Below are 17161 nucleotides of genomic sequence, written 5' to 3' on the forward strand. Positions count from 1 at the left end.
CAGGAGCCGTAATGATTGCACGCACGGTCCTCGCCCTACTCTTCGTGGCTGCGGGAGGTCTTCACTTCCTGATTCCGCGTACCTATCTCAAGATCATGCCACCTTACCTGCCATCGCACCTAACGCTTATCTACGTTAGTGGAGTGGCAGAGATTCTTGGCGGTATCGGCCTCATGGTTTCGCAGGTGCGTCACGGAGCGGCGTGGGGACTGGTTGCTCTACTCATAGCAGTGATGCCTGCCAACATCTACATGGCGACAGCTCATATCGCTGCTCCGGGCATTATGGGCGAGAGTTGGGCGCAATGGCTGCGACTCCCGCTTCAACTTCCGCTGATCTACTGGGCGTGGCTTTACACTCGCGGTTAGTAACCTGCTGTGTGCAGGTAGAAGACAAAGCCCGAGGCAGCGATGCAATAGATGCCGAACAGATACCAGCGTCCCGATTCCAGCCAACTGCTCAACCACTTCAGTGCCACGAGGCCGGCAAGGAACGCGAAGACCATGCCGAGCAGGCTGGTCAGGAAGGCTGCATGAATCTCTGCTGCTCCGGTTGGCGATCCGTGCACAGCCTTAACCAGCCGAAGAGTCTCGCGCAAAACCACTGGCGGTGTCAGGATAACTGCCAAAGCAAAGCTGAACCGCTCGGCGCGCTCTTTACTCGAGCCGGCAAGCATTCCTGTAGAGATCGTAGCGCCTGATCGCGAAAAACCCCGAAACGGCAGGCAGAGACCCTGGATGAAGCCGATCCAACCGGCCTGACGCATCGTCACGCCATCGCCGGACACTGACTTGAAGTCTCCCATGCGTCGCCGTTCCATCAGTCCGGCAATCACAATCAGGATGCCTGCTGCAAGCAGTGCGGGTGCGATCCACTCAAGATGGCTAAACAGATCTTCAATTTGCGCCTTTGGAGCGTCCCGAAAGACCGTCTTCTCGATGATCTTGCTGATCGGGTATCCGATCAATCCTGTCAAAATGGTGGCCCACGCCGCCCGGATGGCAAACCGCTTAAAAGAGAGCGCGTCCTTGAAATACGTAAACTTCCACTGCTTCCAGAAGTAGGCAATCACCGCGAACATGGTTCCGGTGTGCAGCATCACCAGCAGGAGAGTCATTGCAGGGGAGGACGGATCGAGGACCGGCATGGACGGATCAAGGCGCATCAGCTTCTCGGCAACGACCACGTGCGCCGAACTGGATACAGGAAGCAACTCGGCCAGGCCTTGCACAATCGCAAGGATAATAATCTGCAATAAACTAGGCATCTCTCCATCCTAAAACGGCTTGATGACTTTTTGCTGAATGAATTGGCAGAAGATTGAATTAGTCGCGATCATTTCCGTAGACGGAAATGCCCTGAGCGACCCTGTAGGCGAGGCTGGCCCCCCGAGCGCTGTAGTCGGACGCCGGGTACTTTGCTCGAAGCTGTTCAGCCAGTGCCTGCGTGTGCGCAGCAGCGTTGTCGGCACGCTTCTTGTTCTCTTCCACTGTGTACATCGTCACCAGTACGCCCTGTCGGTAGACTGCGTCATAGAGCGCCTCGGCCGTCATTGGACCATCGGGGAACTGCTGCGCGTACTTTTCGTAGAGTCCAGACTCCATCTCCGGACACTTAGGCAGTCCCTGCCAGTCGCCGCAGAGCTTGTTGTCAATCAGCTTGAACGCTGCCATCGCGGCAAACTTAGTTCCGGGATAGGTCTTGATGACCTTTTTCATCTCCCCGTCATAAATCGCGGGCCTTAGAAATGCTTCCTGCTCCTTCGCCGAGGGAAGCGTGCTTACATCGCGTTTCTCAAGCTGCCAGCGCACATCGGCGGATCGCCAGGCCGCTTCGGGCGCGATAGAGGAATCGGGAAAGTAGTCGGCCACCCGACGGTAGAGCAGATGAGCCTGTCCGGCGGCTCCCTTGGGCGCGTGGGGTTCCGATGCCTGCTCCTCAAGCGTTGCGGCGGCACCGTAGAGGATAGCGTCGCCGCCCTTCGTCGTGGGACCTACGACGCCCTTGTCGCGGATCCAGCCTGAGGCTGGGGTCACATTGTCTTCCTCACCGAAGTCAGTCTTATCCGCGTCATCCGCCTTTTCTTCGACGTCCGTATTCGCGAAGACTCGTATCCATGGCCCGTTGCGCTCGATCACGACCACCTCGTGCCCCGGCGTCACGAGTGAAATCTTCTGCGCATCGGCATCAGGCGATATGTAAACATTTGCCTCATGCAGCACGGTCGCTCGCGCTGCTCGGTCGTAGCCTGCGGTCTTGTCCTGCTTACTTCGCTGGCCCACAGCAGGTGCTACAAAGGCCATCGTCACCGCCAGCGAACCGGCCAGGCTTGTCCTAAGAAAACATTGCATTGGCTTTCATCCCCTAATTAGACGCCCTGGCGCAGAATACTCCTCAACCAGCGGTTGCCATCTCTGCCTCAAGCTGCTCCTTCAATGCAGGCTCAAGGTTTCCGCCACTCAGGATGACCGCGACCTTCCGCGCCTTCGGCAGTTCGGCCGCGTGAAAGAGCGCAGCTGCCAGTGTTACTGCGCCGCTTGGTTCCGGAACGAGCTTTGTGACGGTAAGCATGATGCGCATGGCGGCGAAGATCTCCTCCTCTGTCACGGTCAGAATGCCATCTACGTAGCGCAGGACGTGTTCGAAGTTGAGCGGACCGAGGCTCTGCGTTCGCAGACCATCCCCGATCGTGCGAGTCGTTTTTGCCGCGGGCCATTCGACCAGCGTCTTGGAGTAGAAGCTCTCCTTCGCGTCTGCCGCCAACTCCGGCTCTGCACCCCAGACCTGCGTCTCAGGTGAGGCGAGTTTCACTGCCGTTGCGGTGCCACTTAGCAAACCGCCGCCGCTCACCGGCGAGAGCACCAGGTCCACACCCGGAAGCTGCTCCACGATCTCCAGCCCGCAGGTACCCTGCCCGGCAATGATCTGCGGATGGTCATAGGGCGGAATCATGGTGTACCCGAACTTTGCAGCCAACTCCTCAGCTTTCAACTTCCTTTCAGACGAAGCGGGACCAACCATCACGATCTCTGCTCCCAGGGCAGCCGTGGCGATCTTCTTGATCTCCGGTGCGTTCTCTGGCATCACGATCACTGCCTTTGCCCCCAACGCGCGCGCCGCGTACGCTACACCCTGTGCATGGTTGCCACTTGAGTATGTGATCACTCCGCGCGTCAGCGCATCCGGCGTCAGTTGCGAGACCATGTTGTAGGCGCCACGGAGTTTGAAGCTTCCGATTGGCTGCTCGCTTTCAGCCTTGATGTACAGGTCGAACTCAGGCTCCGGCACATTCGCCATTCGCAGACGTGCCCGCGACACCCGATACAGAGGCGTCCTCACGGCCACACCTGCAACGCGCTGATGCGCCGCCCTTATCTCCTCTAACGTTACAAATTCACTCATCACTTCTCCTTCATCTCTGCTCTGCCGCGTGCATCACAAGCGCCATAAAGTGGACCAATCGCCACTCGTCCCACAAGCCCGGCTGAGCCGCTTCAAAATCCAGATGCGACAGCACAGGACTCACCAGCACTGCCTTTAGAGTCGATCCGGGGAGTTCGCTCGCCATCCACAACGTCTCCGCCGCTGGAATGATGTTATCTGCTTCGCCATGAAGGAGGTAGACCGGCGTCGTCATCGTCTTCAGTCGGCCTGCCGGGGAGAGCCCGGCCATATCTTCGATATGCAGCGCATTCGCCTTCGCCAGCATCGCGCGGGTCACCGGAGAGTTTGAATCCATAAGCTGTTTCGCTTCACCTGTCTGCTGAGACGTCAGGACGGCTAAAGCAGCATCCTCCGCGGCTTTGTCTTCGTATAAATGCTGACGAAGCACCTTGCGGACCGCATCGACATCTTCCGAGGGAACAAAGTCATCGAGGTGCTCATACTCCAGCACCAGAGCGCCATATTCATGCGGCGTCAGAGATTCGAAGCTGCCGTCCGGCCGCTGCTCTTTGCCTGTCAGGTAATAGTTGGCCACATGGCCCATCGCGTCCTGTGCGCCCACCGCGAAGACGAACTTAAAGTCTGGCCGATACACCGGGTCTGCAGCAGCCAAGAGCGCCAACCCGCCCGAGAAGCTCAACCCCATCACGCCTACCGGTCCGCCCGTCTTCCCTGCGAACCATTTTGTTGACTCGCCGATCATGCGGATTGACCCTGCATCGATGCGATAGTCCTTGATCTCCGGCAGCTCCGGCGTCAGCACGCGGAGACCACAACTCGCCATGGCTGCAGCGAAGCTCTCCAGTCGCGGTTCGTCGATGCCGAGGTAATGAACACCGTGCAGCACGATCATCGCCGGAGCATTGGGTTTGTTTATGGGCAGATAAAGTCGTCCCCGGACCTTGCCGGCCGCTGTATCGAGGCTGATGTCCTCCGTCGCAATTGGCTCAGCGACCGCCTCGCCAACCAGCCACGGCACAGGCTGCTGGCTCACCAGCTTCAGCACGGCAGTAGCCTGCAGGTGAGCCAGCGCAAAAGGCCATGCTGCCACACAAAGAACGAGCGGACCGGCAACAAGGAGCAGCCAGAAGACGCCCCGCCTGGTTGTCATCAGGTGCCGCGCATGGTCGCGCGCTTGCCGAAGCTGCCGGGCCGTTCCTCCGAAGTTTGCTTTCGCGGCGCGTCGTCGTCCGGAATGCCTCGCCACTCGCCGCATGTCGTGAATTCTATCTGGCTCCATTAATTAGTTAATTATTTGCAGGGCAGTGTCCCTGAAACGGAATGGATTGCGCTTTCACAGTTAAGAGAACATGACGCCGTTCTAGATGTCGGGGCGTGACAGTAGAAACCATGAAAGGTTTGCCAGCGATGAGAAACTCCAGGATTTCCTCCATACGCACCTTGAACGCCGAGCCACTCTGGGATGAAGACGATCTGCTGCAGCGGCTTTGCCATAGCCTCGACTTCGCTGAGCAAGCCATTCGGCAACTGTCGGCGAACGATTCCACCGGCGACGACTCCACCCAATGCGGCACCATTGTTCCCGAAAAGGTCATCGCAGAGACAGCGCTGCTGCTCCTTGCGGCCTCAAATGTCTCGAGCTATGCCGCTGTCGGTCCGCGTGTGCTCCGGGTAGCAAGTCTGCTCGTGCCGCACGCACGGAGTCAGCGCATGCTGCGCGGAATCTGCCTTCAGCCGTCGCTCGCCTTCGACTACGCCGTTGGTCACGTCTGTCTGAAGCGCCTCGGCTTCTACGATGGGGACTTCGACGCCATGCTCGACCTCAGCGTAGCCGCCCAGGCAAGTGATGGCCGTGAGCGCGAGCCGCACCGTGTACTCGAACAGGAGTGGCTCAAGCAGAGCTGGCTCTATCCAGAAGGTCTGCCTCGCCTCCGCAGCCACGGCGCAGGAGCTACCTCCGCACTTAGTCGCACCATCGATCTTCTCCATGGCACACGCGAGGATGTCTCCTGCTTTACACACGCCCTGATGTACATGCGAGACTTCAATCTTTTCCCCCGCAGTCTCCCACGCAGCCGCGAGGAACTCCTGGCCGAGGCGGAAGGCATGTTGGCGCGTTGCCTGGATGAGCAGGATTACAGTCTCGCCGCCGAGGTGCTACTCGCCTGGCCGCTCACTGGCGAAGAGTGGAGTCCTGCCGCCATCTTTGCCTTTCGTGTCCTCTGCCGCGTTCAGTGTGACGGAGGTTTTCAACCCTCTGACGCGAACACTTACTTTCACCCGAACAGCTACCGCACGATCTACGCAATGGGCATGCTTTGCGCAGGAGTGCTCGCACCAGGCCGCCGCCCACCTCTGACGATCCCAAAGGTTGTTGTACGCGCAGGCGCATTTGGAGACGTCTTCGAGTGCTTCGATCCAGACGATCGCAAGGCACATTGGCAGACTACCCTGGGCGACCTCGAGCCTGCGGAACGTGAGTCACTGACAGACTTTTTGCTATCCATCGCACTGCATCGCGAGTTCGGGAAGAAAGACTTTGGCGCGGTACAGCGATTGCTCGCCGTTGGTAACGCTCTCAATCTCTCCCCTACACCGGTCGCCACCCAGGCTACGGAGATGATGGTCCGAATCACTCAGTTCGCTGAGATTCTCTCCTACAGCGTTCCCCTGCCCGCCTGCGATGTGGTCGAGGAAGAATACGCCTGACTCTGACAGCAAAGCGCCCCTGACATCGGGGCGCTTGCTGTTCATCTTGAAACGGATCAGATCTCCAGAATCACTGGCATGATCAGAGGCCGGCGACTGGTGCTCTTCTGGATGTAGCGCTTCAGGTCGTTGCGGATCTTCTCCTTGATGACCCCATAGTCCTTCTTCTCTTCGGGGCTGGAGCTATCGAGGGTTCGCAGCACAACCTGCTTTGCCTCCGCGATCATCGCCTGGTCGCCGATCGCCATACCGCGCATCACGATCTCGGGCGGGTTCTCCACCTTGCCCGTGTTCTTGTTAATCGCAATGATCGGCAGAATAATGCCGTCTTCACTCAGGTTTTTGCGGTCGCGGATGACGAGGTCTTCCACTACATCGGTCGAGGAGCCACCTGAATCGATGCACACCCGACCTACCGTTACCTTGCCATTCTTTACGGCCGATGTTTTGTCGAACTCAAGAATGTCGCCATCTTCGAGCAGAATCGCCTTTTCGACGATGCCCATGCCTGCAGCCAATTCAGCGTGACGCTTGAGGTGGCGATAATCACCGTGGACAGGAATAAAGAACTTCGGCCTGACGAGATTAATCATCAGCCTCAGCTCTTCCTGGCTGCCATGGCCGCTGACATGAATCAGGCCGGAGTTGCCGTCGTCGTGGATCACCTTGGCATCGCGCCGTTCGAGGTGATCGATCATCCGGTAGATACCCTTTTCGTTGCCCGGAATGACGCGTGAACTCAGCAACACCGTGTCGCCCGCGTCGATGTGCGCGAACTTGTGGTTGTTTACAGCAGCCCGGCTCAGCGCGCTCATCGGCTCGCCCTGCGTGCCTGTGATCATGATGCAGACTTTGTTCGGCGGCAGGTCGCGAATCTGGCCCGGGTTGATGACGAGGCCCTGTGGTAGATCCAGATAGCCGAGGTCCTGTGCGATCTCGGTCGAGTTGTCGAGCGAACGCCCAATAATTGCAACCTTACGGCCATGTGTGTGGGCAAGCTCCATGGCGAGACGAATACGATGGATCGACGACGAGAAGCAGCTAAAAAACAGCTTCTTCTTGGTCTGCGCGAAGATCTCATCCAGCCGCGGTCGTACTGCTCGTTCGCTTGGCGTATATCCACTGCGATCGACGTTGGTGGAATCCTGCAGCAATGCCAGAACACCCTGTTTGCCGAGCTCTGCGAACGCGTGCAAGTCGAAGGGCTTGCCATCCGGTGGCGAGAGATCAACCTTAAAGTCGCCTGTATGCAGCACCACACCGACCGGCGTATGAATCGCCAATGCAACGCAGTCGACAAGGGAGTGTGTCACGCGGATCGGCATGACCGAGAAGGGTCCGAGCGTAAATCTCTTGCCCGGCAACATTTCGATAAGCTCGGCATCGTCCAACAGGCGATGCTCTTCGAGCTTGCCTTCAACATACGCCAGCGTAAATTCGGTCCCATAAACGGGTACATTCAACTCGGACAGAATCCACGGCAGACCGCCGATGTGATCCTCATGTCCGTGGGTCAGCAGGATTGCCTTGACCTTCGAGCGGTTTTCTGTGAGATAGCTGATATCCGGAACGACAATGTCGACGCCCAGCAGCTCTTCTTCGGGGAACATCAGACCAGCGTCGATAACAATAATGTCGTCTTGCCAGCGGAGCGCCATGCAGTTCATACCGAACTCGCCAAGGCCCCCCAGCGGTATCATGCGTAATTTATCTTGTGCCATTCAACTTATAAGTCTAGCACTCTGCGCGTAAACGCCCGCTTAGATGCTGGAAAAGGACCTTGTGGTTCGTCCTCCGTAGTAGCCGTAAAACCACTTCGAGACCCCGATTAGGAGATAGACCCATCCTGCGTTGCCCGCCTCGCCCAATGGCAACACAACAGCCAGCAGGCAGGAGAGCAGGCCGATCGCGACCATTGTCAGGTGGTCTGCCATGTAGATCTTCGTTAGCTTACGCTCGAGCGGTGTCAGTTCCAGTTCCTCCCGCTGCCGCCACCCATTCCAGTAGAGGGCGAAAAAGAGCAAGTAGATGACCGTAAAGCCGAGGCCGTAGACCACCATTAGCTCGGTACCCTCATGAGGCTTCAGCTGGTTGGCATCGACGTAGCCCGCGACCTGCCCGATAAATAGGCCGAACATGAACTTGAGCGGATAAACATAGAACAGCACAACGAAGAGCAGCATCGCGTTCAGCACAATGGTGCCAACGTCGTGCAGCCCATATCGCCGAAAAAAGAAATAGTGGGCGTACCAGACGGTCAGCAGAAGTGTGAAGCTGACAGCAAACGGTAGGAACCCATGGATCAGCTCGTGCAGTTCGCCATACGTCTTGGGTACTTCAAGCGAGACCACCAGCAGTGTCAGTGCGAAGCCGAAGACTACATCGCTGAACCCATCGACGCGCGACATCGCCGTGCCGCGCAGTTGAAATCCATCGGGGCCGATCAGAGCGTGAGAGGAAGGGGCCATGGGTAATCCCCAAAGCCTATCGCAGCAGGTCTTCGAGCGCCAGCGAAAGCTCCGTCTTCTCGTCGCGATACTTCACGATGATCGGCGTCGCCACGCTCAGGCCCCATTCCAGACCCTTGCCGCTCTTGATGGCCCGCGACCCCGGCACCACGACAGCGCCCTCAGGGATAATGAGAGGGGAGTCGCCCGAGGCCTTATGGACTTCACCCGTCACCAGATCGTAGACCGGGGTGCCGCGCGTTAACACTGTTCCCGCCGCCAGCACCGCTCGCCGACGGACGACCGTCCCTTCGTAGACGCCTGTGTTGCCGCCGATCAGGCAGTCGTCTTCGATAATCACCGGCGAAGCGTTCACCGGCTCCAACACGCCGCCGACCTGTGCGGCTGCGCTCAGGTGCACGCGCTTCCCGATCTGCGCACAGCTCCCCACGAGCGCATGCGAATCCACCATCGTGCCTTCATCCACGTACGATCCCGTGTTGATATACATCGGGGGTGCGCAGATCACGCCCTTAGCCACAAAAGCTCCTCTTCGAACAGCTGAGCCGCCGGCGACAACTCGCACTCCATCTGCCGGAGTAAAGTGCCTTGCGGGAAACGTCGCCTTATCCACGAACGACAGACCGCCCGGCGCGCCCATCTCGACCATCGAGCCAAGCCGAAAGCCCAGCAGGATGCCGCGCTTCACCCAGGCATTGACGCGCCATCCCAACGGCAGTGCAGCATCCGGTTCAGCTGCCCGTAGCGTTCCAGCTTCTAGCTGGTCACGTAGCGCAAAGAACGCCGTCTCCGCCTCGACGTTGCCAACTGCCGCTGCACCCTGCGCAAACCAATGCTCGATCGCCGCCTCTAACTCCAAAGTCCCGTTCAAACCACACCTCTCCCTTAATTCAAATGCTGCACCTGCAACTTCTTTAGATCGACAGCGCTAGTACATCCGCAGATCTTCACCAGCACTTGGGAGACCGACCAGCAGGCCAAGCTCACCCATCAGGCGTTCCAGTCGTCGCCGCGTCTCCCCTGTGACCGGCACCATGGGCAGCCGCAAAACATCCTCACCCTTGCCGATCATTGCCAGCACTGCCTTCACCGGCCCAGGACTCGCCTCCCAGAAATGCGCCTGCATCAGCCGAAAGAACTGCCGATTAATCCGCCGCGCGCTTCGGTAGTCCTCATCAAGGGCCGCTCGCACCATTGCCGCCATCTCGTTCGGAATCACATTTGAAGCCACTGAGATCAGTCCGGCACCACCCAGCGCCAGTACCGGCAAGGTCAACCCGTCGTCGCCGCAAAAAACCTTGAAGCTTCGTGGCGCCGTCGTGAGCAGTTCCGTGATCTGTCCAAGATTTCCGCTCGACTCTTTAATCCCGATAATGTTTGGAATCTCTGCCAATCGCAGCACCGTCGCCGGCTCAAGATTTGCTCCCGTCCGCGATGGAATGTTGTAGAGCACTACGGGCAGTGAAACCGCGTCGGCGATAGCCTTGAAGTGGCGATACTGGCCCTCCTGCCCCGGCCGGTTGTAGTACGGATTAGCGGTAAGGATGCCGGAAAGACCGTGTACTTCGGCAAGCTTTTGCGCCCGCACCACGGCCTCGTGGGTCGCGTTGTGCGTGCATCCTGCGATGACCGGGACACGTCCTGCAGCCGCGCCTACAACGCACTCGACCGTTCGCAGCCACTCCGCCTCGGTCAGCGCCGAGGCCTCGCCTGTAGTTCCGCAGGGAACCAGGAAATCAATACCCTGTTCGATCTGCCAGTTCACCAGCGCATGCAATGCCGGTTCATCGACGCTGCCATCCCTGCGAAAGGGAGTTACCAGCGCCGTTCCACATCCACTCAAATCCATAATGAATTAAAGTTTACCTCCTGCGGGTGCAGCCAGCTCCCAGAGCAAGCTGCACACAGCGCAGAATAGCCAATCGAACCTGCTGAGACTATCGGAGATCGCCGGGCAGACGAGGCCGTAGTGCGTCCATGTGGCCGTAAATGCGCTCTTCGACGGCAGCCATTTGCATATGGACACTGACTCGAGTCGAAGGCTTGTCGCGATGAAATCCTGAGCTTCGGCTCGGGGTCTCGCCCGTAACTTCTTCCTTGTCGAGAAATGCACGGACCGCTTTTGTGATCGAAGGATCGACAGAGACACGGCTATTAAAGTTAATGGAATCTTTGTCCAGGGTGTACCGGGCCCCGTCTTGCCAGGAGACACCATTCCATTGACGCTCACATCGAATCGCGCAGATCACATCGTGCGACTTCACGGATTCTGTCGCGAGCTCCTGCGCATACAAGAGATTCAACGCTCGATCTACATGAGGATTCAGGGAGGCTACGTTCGGGGCTACGCCAGGTGCTTCCAGAATCGCCCTGCGAGCCTGTATCTCCCGTTCGATTGCTTCGAGGCCGTCGAGAGTCTGCTGTGCATGCGTGTTGAACACATTCCGCACGTACAAGGCGTAGATCCACGTATGAATCATCGAGTCCGGACTTTCCGTTGTTTTGATGGGGAAGAGAGCGGCCATGCCGAATCGTGGTGTGACGCAAACCGCACTCATCGGCTCGATGTCGCGGGCAGCGGGAAACATCGCCTCCGGGGTTCTCGCATCCGGCCTTACCTTAACCCCTGCGGCGAGATAGAACGGCTTGTGCTCGGCTTTGATCGGGATGGAATTATGGCGCAGCGCATTCATGACGATCGGGACGTGAAGCCTCGAAAAGAAGCCCCCGCGCGGAGCCTGTTGGAAGAAGCCGCTTCGGAACATCTGTTTCGGGGAGCGGGTATCACCGCGGAAACAAATCCGACCTCCGCCGGCTATGGGCTTCTGTGCAACTTCTGTAGGAGAGAAAATCTGATCCATTTTATGTCTCGCATCTTGTCCGTTGACTCTGGACAAGTCTCTTTTAGCTGGTTGAGCTTCTTTGGATGAACGGCGGCCAAGGCTCACAATCTAGTGCTACAAACATTGCTTGAAGCAGAAATTCAGTCTTCTTTATTGCTGTTCTCATTCAGAGTACGTGCTTCCTGGCAGCAATGTTCCTTCAACAGTGATGACACCGCTTCCACTTTCCAGCAAAAGGCCTGCGGAGCAGCCCTAACCTACACAGGGTCTGCATCGCGTCGGCTTTGATGTTTCTAGCAAATGAAAGAGGTTCCGGCAGTATGCCGGAACCTCCTGGTCTTCTTAGAACAGTATTCGCTTCTTGGATACTAGCCGCGATACAGCTCGGTCGGAACATGATGCAGTTCGGGAATGTACAGCGATGCCGCGCCGTTTACCGTTCCTGCGGGCATGTCCATGCACTTGACGAAGGCTGTCTGGAATTTGGCCATCTCGTCCTTGGTGCCGACAGTGACGCGAACATAGTTCGGCATCGCTGCCCAGGTACGTCCGATGGCTACGCCGTCCTTCAGCATCGCTGCCTGGAACTCACGTCCCGGACGATTGACATCGACCATGAACATGTTGCCCTGCGAGCCAGGAACGATCTTGTAGCCCTTCTTTGTAAGGAACTCGAGCGTCTCCGCGCGAATGTCCGAGTTGATCTTCTTGCGAAGCGGCACAAGATCTTTATCCTGCAGGCTGGCGCGAGCGCCGGCAGCGGAGGTGATCGAGATGCTTGCAAGCTGACGCGCCGGAGCAGCGACGGTCGTGAACTTCATCAGCAGGTCAGGGCGACCAACCGCAAAGCCAGCACGAAGCCCGGCCATACCGTAGATCTTCGAGAACGTGCGCAGGACGATAAGGTCCTGATCCGCCGCGACCTGATCGAGCACTGACTCGTCGTTTGAGAAGTGATGATAAGCCTCGTCGACGATGACGACCGAACCCTTGGGCTTGTTCTTCAGCAGCCAGAGGATGTCTTCACGCGGCGTCATGGTGCCTGTCGGGTTGTTGGGGTTCACGATGTAGAACGCACCAGGATTCGGTGTTGCTGCGAGCATCGCCTTCACGTCATGCGCGTAGGTCGAAGTCAGCTTGACGGGGAACTTGGGAGCCTTCATGGTATCGGCAGCGCGTGGGCCCTGCTCGTAGCTCGGATCGCCGTAGACGAGGGGCTTGTCGGGGCCGATGTTCGACATCAGCGCGAGGTCAAGCGGTCCGCCGGATCCGGGGAACAACGCGGAATAGCCCTTCTTCAGGCCGAAAATCTCGTTGAAGGCCATGACGGTCTTCATCGTCTCTTCCTGGTGATAGCGGCCGCCCATTGGGGCCGTGCTACATATCGCCGTCAGCGCCGATTGCGCAGGTCCGAGAGGGTTCTCGTTTGAGCTGATGATGACGGTATCTGGCGGAAGCTGCCGCATGTCGCCCATATCGGACATGCCGCCGCGCTGCCTGGTCGCTGGTGCCGGAGCCTGTTGTGTTGCTGCCAGTGCGGGGAACGAGGCTGCTGCGAAGGACGCCGCTCCGAGAGTACGCATGAAGTTTCTGCGCGATAGACCCTGAATATCGTTGATCATTTGGTTCTCCTCAACTACTCGGTTTATAGGGAAATACACGGCCGCTGCGACAGGAGGACAAGCCGGCTGCAAAAGCGGTAGAGACTATTTCTCCTGACGGCAAACTACAGCCGGCAGAACCTAACTTGGGGGAATCACTATGAAAGACGGGGAAGCGGTTGCTTGAGTTTCAATTTACCGCGAATTTCACAGGAAATGTGAGTTTTTTTATCTGCCCGCGATATGGAACGCATAAAGACAGCAGAATGAAGCGAGTTAGCCCAAAATGTGGGTCCGACCGCACGCGAATCGCGCTCTGCCAACATCGCCTGTATTCTTGCTCTCAATGAAAGTTCTCGTAATCGACATCGGCGGCACCAATATCAAGGTCGCCTGCACAGACATTCGCGTTCCCATCAAGATTCCCTCCGGGCCAACACTTACCGCGAAGCAGATGGTTGACGACGTTCTCGCCGCGACCAAGGGCTGGCAGTTTGACTGCATCTCGATCGGTTACCCCGGTCCTGTGAACCATGACGCGCCTCGCCAGGAGCCGCATAATCTCGGTGCGGGCTGGACGGACTTCAACTACAAGCAGGCGTTTGGGAAGCCTTATCGCTTCATCAACGATGCGGCGATGCAGGCGCTTGGCGGCTACAAAGGCGGTCGCATGCTCTTTCTGGGCACAGGAACTGGGCTTGGCTCGGCGCTCATCTTCGATGGCACGATCATCCCGCTTGAGCTGGCTCATCTTCCGTATCGGCGAGGCCGAACGTATGAGGAGTACATCGGACTTGCGGGGCTTGAGCAGCGTGGCAAGAAGCGCTGGCGCAAGTCCGTGCTCGACATCATGGCGCGGTTGCAGGCTGCGATGGTCTGTGATTACGTGCTGCTCGGCGGCGGGAACGCCAAGCTGATGAAGGATCTTCCTGCTGGCGTTGTTCTTGGCGCGAACAGCAATGCGATCGAAGGTGGCATCAAGCTCTGGGAGACACCGATTCCTGCAAGTACTGATGCAGTCCAGACAGTAGATAAGCTGAAGGGAGGCAAGCGTGGCAAATAGATACGGCGAAGCAGCGATCCTTGCCGCTCGTGCTGCGGCTGAGTTTCACAGTCATCCAGGCGATCGCTGGAACGAGGTGGTGCAGAAGCTTTATCCGACCAGTCCAACGGCGCAGCGGAAGGGTTCTCCGCGACAGGCTTTCCTGAGTCTCTGCGAAGCTGGACTGATCAAGGGAATTCCGGCAGGTCAATATGCTGCTCCGCATCGCGGGATTACGTATGCGACGCGCGCGGTTTCGTTACTCGACGCGGGAACACATACGACGGTGAACAGCCTTTGGGCTGAAGTCACGGATGGTGAAGCGATTCCGCATGCGAGCCAGATGGATGTTGTGATGGCTCTTTGGAAGAACAACCTGATCGTCCGCAAGGCGTAGCAACAGCCCCAGATAGAAGTGCCCCCACCCCCCCGTACCTAAAGTACGAAAGTCTTCATAACAGGCGGGTTAGGTTAGTACTTAGCGCGGGGTGGAGTGCGTGCGCGGCGGGTATAGGTTCTATCGATGGGGGTGTTTGAATGCGATGTTTGTCAAACATGTCACATTGTTTTCCCCGGCAACGGACGAGAACAGAGCGGATCCCTGCGGGATGACGAACCTAAGCAGAGGTCGGTGCCTCGGCCAACAATTTGCGCACGTCCAGTGCCCTGGTAAACATCGTGAAGTTTCCGGCGGCGTCCTTTGGCCACTCGGCCCGGGGCAGGTCGCGGTAGAGTTCGACACCGTTTCCGTCGGGATCGCGGAGGTAGAGGGCCTCGCTTACACCGTGGTCTGAGGCTCCATCGAGCGGCACGTCGGCGGCGATCAGCCGTTGCAGGGCGTCGGCCAGTGTGGCTCGCGTCGGGTAGACGATGGCCAGATGGTAGAGCCCCGTCGTTCCGGGCGCGGGAGGCTTACCGCCTAAACTCTCCCAGGTGTTCAGCCCGATGTGGTGGTGATAGCCGCCAGCCGAGATGAAGGCCGCGCTTTCGCCGTACCGCATCATGAGTTCAAACCCAAGGACGCCACAATAGAACGCCAGCGCGCGGTCGAGATCCGCTACCTTCAGATGCACATGGCCGATCTGTACGCCGGAATCGATTCCTGCCTTCAATGTTTCAGTCATAGGGAATAGATGATCCACAGGCGGTCCGGGCGTCATCTTTCGATTTACCGAGCAGGAAACCTACAAGGCCGCAGCCCGTCTAAGAGGGCATGCGTCCCTGCGTCGTCCTTCGAATCGGTCTTACCGGCGTCCTGCTCGCCCTGCCTCTCACGCTCACTGCCCAGCATCCGACGCTGAACGCTCCACCGCCCGACAAGGCACCGCCTGCTGCGACGACGCCAGCACAGGAGCCCCCCGCTCCGGCTTCGACTGCCCCAACGATCTCGGTCGATGCCAAGCTCGTGAACCTGCCGGTTGTCGTTCGAGATAAGAATGGCGCGCTCGTTCAGAACCTGACCAAGGCCGACTTCACCCTGCAGGTCGACGGCCACGCCCAGACCATTCGCTACTTTGACCTCGACAACAATCTGCCGCTCACCCTGGGCCTGCTTGTGGATACGAGCCAGAGCCAGCGCGGCGCCATCGACGACGAGCGCACGGCGAGCACGGCGTTTCTAGACCAGATGCTGGTGGGGAAGCAGGACCAGGCCTTCGTGGTGCAGTTTGCCCGCTCGATCGAACTCCTGCAGGACTTGACTTCCTCGCGGCCCAAGCTCCAGGCTGCGTTGAAGGATCTCGACACACCTGCTCCTGCTGATCGCTCCGCCAGCACGACGGATACTGATGATCCGGACTCCAGTTCCGCACGCCGGGACCGTGCCCGTGGTGGCACGACGCTCTACGACGCCGTCTTTCTGGCTTCGGATGAGTTGATGTCGAAGCAAAAAGGGTGCAAGGCGGTGATCCTGCTGACGGATGGGGACGACCGTGGCAGCAAGGAGCGCCTGACGGACGCGATTGAAGCGGCTCAGCGCTCCGACACCATCATCTATGCCATCTACTTCAAGGGCGAGCAGCAGCGGCAGGACAATAACAACAACGGCAACAATCGCGGCGGTGGTTTTCCGCGCGGTGGCGGGATCGGCTTTCCGGGAAGCGGTGGTGGCGGTTATCCCGGGGGCGGCGGTGGTCGTGGCGGCCAGAATCCGCGCCCGCAGGAGACGCGCACGGATGGTAAGAAGATCCTTGAGCGGATGGCGCATGAGACGGGAGGCCGGATGTTCGAGGTTTCGAAGAAGCAGCCCGTCGGCGATATTTTTACCGAGATCGGCAAGGAGTTGCGCGCTCAGTACCGGCTTGGCTATACGCCCGACCAGCAGACAGCAGGCGATGGCTACCACCAGATCGACCTGTCGCTTAGCGGTTCCGATAAGAAGAAGCTGACGATCCAGACTCGGGATGGTTATTACACGGGTAAGTAGAGTCCATTGCCGACTCTGGTAAAAGCAGGTTCCCGACGGAATGACAGAAAGAAAAGCAGGGGCGGAAGATAGGCATTCCCGCTGCGATAGAATCGCTGCCATGGCAAATCTCGGCACACGGCGTGCATTCTCCGCCACCTTTCTCCTCGGCGCAGTGACGTTCCTCACCCTTCAGGGCTGCAGTAGCACGCCATCCCCGGCCGTTGAGACGCCTGCGCCTGCCGTCCCCGTTCCTCACGCGCAGGTCAAGGCCAGTGTTCCTTTTTCGAAGAAGCATATCTACTCCGAAACAGCCGATCCAAAGGTCGACATAGCTGCGGCACTGAAGCAGGCGAAACGTGAACACAAGCATGTCCTGCTCGACTTCGGAGGCGACTGGTGTGGTGACTGCCAGGTGCTCCACATCTACATGGACCAGTCTCCGAACAAGGAACTGCTGGCGCAGAGTTACGTTGTCGTCAACGTCTTTGTGAACAGCGATATCGACAACCACCTCGATATCGGCCAGAAGTATGGCGTGCCCCTGAAGAAGGGAGTACCAGCCATCGTGGTGCTTGATGCGAATGGCAAAGTACTCTACTCGCCGCAGAATCGCGAGTCCGAGACGATGAGCCGCGCGGATGCGCAATCGGTGACGGACTTCCTGAACCGTTGGAAGGCGTGATTCG

The 17161-nt window shown here is 58.3% G+C and carries 17 protein-coding genes; 6 read left to right on the forward strand and 11 right to left on the reverse strand.

Going from position 1 to position 17161, the window contains the following annotated elements:
- The first annotated feature begins 11 nt into the window (after window positions 1-11).
- The gene (locus tag OHL20_RS14350; protein ID WP_263383862.1) at window positions 12-368 is read left to right on the forward strand and encodes a DoxX family protein; all 357 of its coding nucleotides are present in this window, start codon (window positions 12-14) and stop codon (window positions 366-368) included.
- Here OHL20_RS14350 and OHL20_RS14355 read toward each other — a convergent pair.
- From OHL20_RS14355 to OHL20_RS14370, 4 genes are read right to left on the reverse strand one after another with little or no spacing between them, the layout of a single operon-like run.
- On the reverse strand, window positions 365-1267 hold the full coding sequence (locus tag OHL20_RS14355; protein WP_263383863.1) for an undecaprenyl-diphosphate phosphatase: 903 nt from the start codon (window positions 1265-1267) through the stop codon (window positions 365-367). The genes OHL20_RS14350 and OHL20_RS14355 overlap by 4 nt on opposite strands.
- A gap of 58 nt (window positions 1268-1325) precedes the next feature.
- Window positions 1326-2351, reverse strand: a complete 1026-nt coding sequence (locus tag OHL20_RS14360) for an SH3 domain-containing protein (RefSeq protein ID WP_263383864.1) — start codon at window positions 2349-2351, stop codon at window positions 1326-1328.
- A 43-nt stretch (window positions 2352-2394) separates the two neighbouring features.
- On the reverse strand, window positions 2395-3402 hold the full coding sequence (locus OHL20_RS14365) for a threonine ammonia-lyase (protein ID WP_263383865.1): 1008 nt from the start codon (window positions 3400-3402) through the stop codon (window positions 2395-2397).
- Window positions 3403-3412: 10 nt separating this feature from the next.
- The gene (locus tag OHL20_RS14370; RefSeq protein ID WP_263383866.1) at window positions 3413-4555 is read right to left on the reverse strand and encodes an alpha/beta hydrolase; all 1143 of its coding nucleotides are present in this window, start codon (window positions 4553-4555) and stop codon (window positions 3413-3415) included.
- Between the two features lie 239 nt (window positions 4556-4794).
- Between OHL20_RS14370 and OHL20_RS14375 the strand changes: the two genes are divergently transcribed.
- Window positions 4795-6114: a DUF6895 family protein gene (locus OHL20_RS14375; protein WP_263383867.1), complete on the forward strand. Its 1320-nt coding sequence runs from the start codon at window positions 4795-4797 to the stop codon at window positions 6112-6114.
- Between the two features lie 56 nt (window positions 6115-6170).
- Here the strand turns inward: OHL20_RS14375 and OHL20_RS14380 are convergent, their stop codons facing one another.
- From OHL20_RS14380 to OHL20_RS14405, 6 genes are all read right to left on the reverse strand, one after another.
- Window positions 6171-7835, reverse strand: coding sequence for a ribonuclease J (locus tag OHL20_RS14380; protein WP_263383868.1), 1665 nt, complete (start codon window positions 7833-7835; stop codon window positions 6171-6173).
- A 39-nt stretch (window positions 7836-7874) separates the two neighbouring features.
- Entirely contained in the window at window positions 7875-8582 is a 708-nt protein-coding gene (locus OHL20_RS14385; protein WP_263383869.1) for a TMEM175 family protein, read from the reverse strand.
- A gap of 16 nt (window positions 8583-8598) precedes the next feature.
- The gene (locus OHL20_RS14390; RefSeq protein ID WP_263383870.1) at window positions 8599-9453 is read right to left on the reverse strand and encodes a 2,3,4,5-tetrahydropyridine-2,6-dicarboxylate N-succinyltransferase; all 855 of its coding nucleotides are present in this window, start codon (window positions 9451-9453) and stop codon (window positions 8599-8601) included.
- A 57-nt stretch (window positions 9454-9510) separates the two neighbouring features.
- Entirely contained in the window at window positions 9511-10431 is a 921-nt protein-coding gene (gene dapA, locus OHL20_RS14395; RefSeq protein ID WP_263383871.1) for a 4-hydroxy-tetrahydrodipicolinate synthase, read from the reverse strand.
- Between the two features lie 88 nt (window positions 10432-10519).
- Window positions 10520-11443 carry a hypothetical protein gene (locus OHL20_RS14400; protein WP_263383872.1) on the reverse strand — a complete coding sequence of 308 codons (924 nt, stop codon included), beginning with the start codon at window positions 11441-11443 and terminating at the stop codon, window positions 10520-10522.
- Window positions 11444-11793: 350 nt separating this feature from the next.
- Complete coding sequence (locus tag OHL20_RS14405) at window positions 11794-13047, reverse strand: aminotransferase class I/II-fold pyridoxal phosphate-dependent enzyme (protein WP_263383873.1); 1254 nt, start codon at window positions 13045-13047, stop codon at window positions 11794-11796.
- 325 nt (window positions 13048-13372) lie between these two features.
- On the opposite strand from OHL20_RS14405, the gene OHL20_RS14410 reads away from it, so the two are divergent.
- Entirely contained in the window at window positions 13373-14089 is a 717-nt protein-coding gene (locus tag OHL20_RS14410; protein ID WP_263383874.1) for an ROK family protein, read from the forward strand.
- Entirely contained in the window at window positions 14079-14465 is a 387-nt protein-coding gene (locus tag OHL20_RS14415) for a DUF6979 family protein (protein WP_263383875.1), read from the forward strand. The genes OHL20_RS14410 and OHL20_RS14415 overlap by 11 nt, the downstream gene beginning before the upstream one ends.
- 220 nt (window positions 14466-14685) lie before the next feature.
- Here OHL20_RS14415 and OHL20_RS14420 read toward each other — a convergent pair whose 3' ends face one another.
- Window positions 14686-15192: a VOC family protein gene (locus tag OHL20_RS14420; RefSeq protein ID WP_263383876.1), complete on the reverse strand. Its 507-nt coding sequence runs from the start codon at window positions 15190-15192 to the stop codon at window positions 14686-14688.
- A gap of 89 nt (window positions 15193-15281) precedes the next feature.
- Here OHL20_RS14420 and OHL20_RS14425 point away from each other — a divergent pair, with 89 nt between their 5' ends.
- Together OHL20_RS14425 and OHL20_RS14430 are read left to right on the forward strand one after the other, a co-directional pair.
- Window positions 15282-16493, forward strand: a complete 1212-nt coding sequence (locus tag OHL20_RS14425; RefSeq protein WP_263383877.1) for a VWA domain-containing protein — start codon at window positions 15282-15284, stop codon at window positions 16491-16493.
- A 100-nt stretch (window positions 16494-16593) separates the two neighbouring features.
- Window positions 16594-17157: a thioredoxin family protein gene (locus OHL20_RS14430; protein WP_263383878.1), complete on the forward strand. Its 564-nt coding sequence runs from the start codon at window positions 16594-16596 to the stop codon at window positions 17155-17157.
- Window positions 17158-17161: the final 4 nt, after the last annotated feature.

Origin of the sequence: Granulicella arctica (genome assembly GCF_025685605.1) — a bacterium.
Lineage (GTDB): Bacteria > Acidobacteriota > Terriglobia > Terriglobales > Acidobacteriaceae > Edaphobacter > Edaphobacter arcticus.

Excerpts from the sequence above, each read along its gene's own strand:
- OHL20_RS14360 (WP_263383864.1), bottom strand. The coding sequence starts at position 2,351 with ATGCAATGTTTTCTTAGGACAAGCCTGGCCGGTTCGCTGGCGGTGACG.
- dapA (WP_263383871.1), bottom strand. The coding sequence starts at position 10,431 with ATGGATTTGAGTGGATGTGGAACGGCGCTGGTAACTCCCTTTCGCAGG.
- OHL20_RS14355 (WP_263383863.1), bottom strand. The coding sequence starts at position 1,267 with ATGCCTAGTTTATTGCAGATTATTATCCTTGCGATTGTGCAAGGCCTG.
- OHL20_RS14365 (WP_263383865.1), bottom strand. The coding sequence starts at position 3,402 with ATGAGTGAATTTGTAACGTTAGAGGAGATAAGGGCGGCGCATCAGCGC.
- OHL20_RS14380 (WP_263383868.1), bottom strand. The coding sequence starts at position 7,835 with ATGGCACAAGATAAATTACGCATGATACCGCTGGGGGGCCTTGGCGAG.
- OHL20_RS14375 (WP_263383867.1), top strand. The coding sequence starts at position 4,795 with ATGAAAGGTTTGCCAGCGATGAGAAACTCCAGGATTTCCTCCATACGC.
- OHL20_RS14385 (WP_263383869.1), bottom strand. The coding sequence starts at position 8,582 with ATGGCCCCTTCCTCTCACGCTCTGATCGGCCCCGATGGATTTCAACTG.
- OHL20_RS14405 (WP_263383873.1), bottom strand. The coding sequence starts at position 13,047 with ATGATCAACGATATTCAGGGTCTATCGCGCAGAAACTTCATGCGTACT.
- OHL20_RS14420 (WP_263383876.1), bottom strand. The coding sequence starts at position 15,192 with ATGACTGAAACATTGAAGGCAGGAATCGATTCCGGCGTACAGATCGGC.
- OHL20_RS14350 (WP_263383862.1), top strand. The coding sequence starts at position 12 with ATGATTGCACGCACGGTCCTCGCCCTACTCTTCGTGGCTGCGGGAGGT.
- OHL20_RS14425 (WP_263383877.1), top strand. The coding sequence starts at position 15,282 with ATGCGTCCCTGCGTCGTCCTTCGAATCGGTCTTACCGGCGTCCTGCTC.
- OHL20_RS14370 (WP_263383866.1), bottom strand. The coding sequence starts at position 4,555 with ATGACAACCAGGCGGGGCGTCTTCTGGCTGCTCCTTGTTGCCGGTCCG.
- OHL20_RS14430 (WP_263383878.1), top strand. The coding sequence starts at position 16,594 with ATGGCAAATCTCGGCACACGGCGTGCATTCTCCGCCACCTTTCTCCTC.
- OHL20_RS14400 (WP_263383872.1), bottom strand. The coding sequence starts at position 11,443 with ATGGATCAGATTTTCTCTCCTACAGAAGTTGCACAGAAGCCCATAGCC.
- OHL20_RS14410 (WP_263383874.1), top strand. The coding sequence starts at position 13,373 with ATGAAAGTTCTCGTAATCGACATCGGCGGCACCAATATCAAGGTCGCC.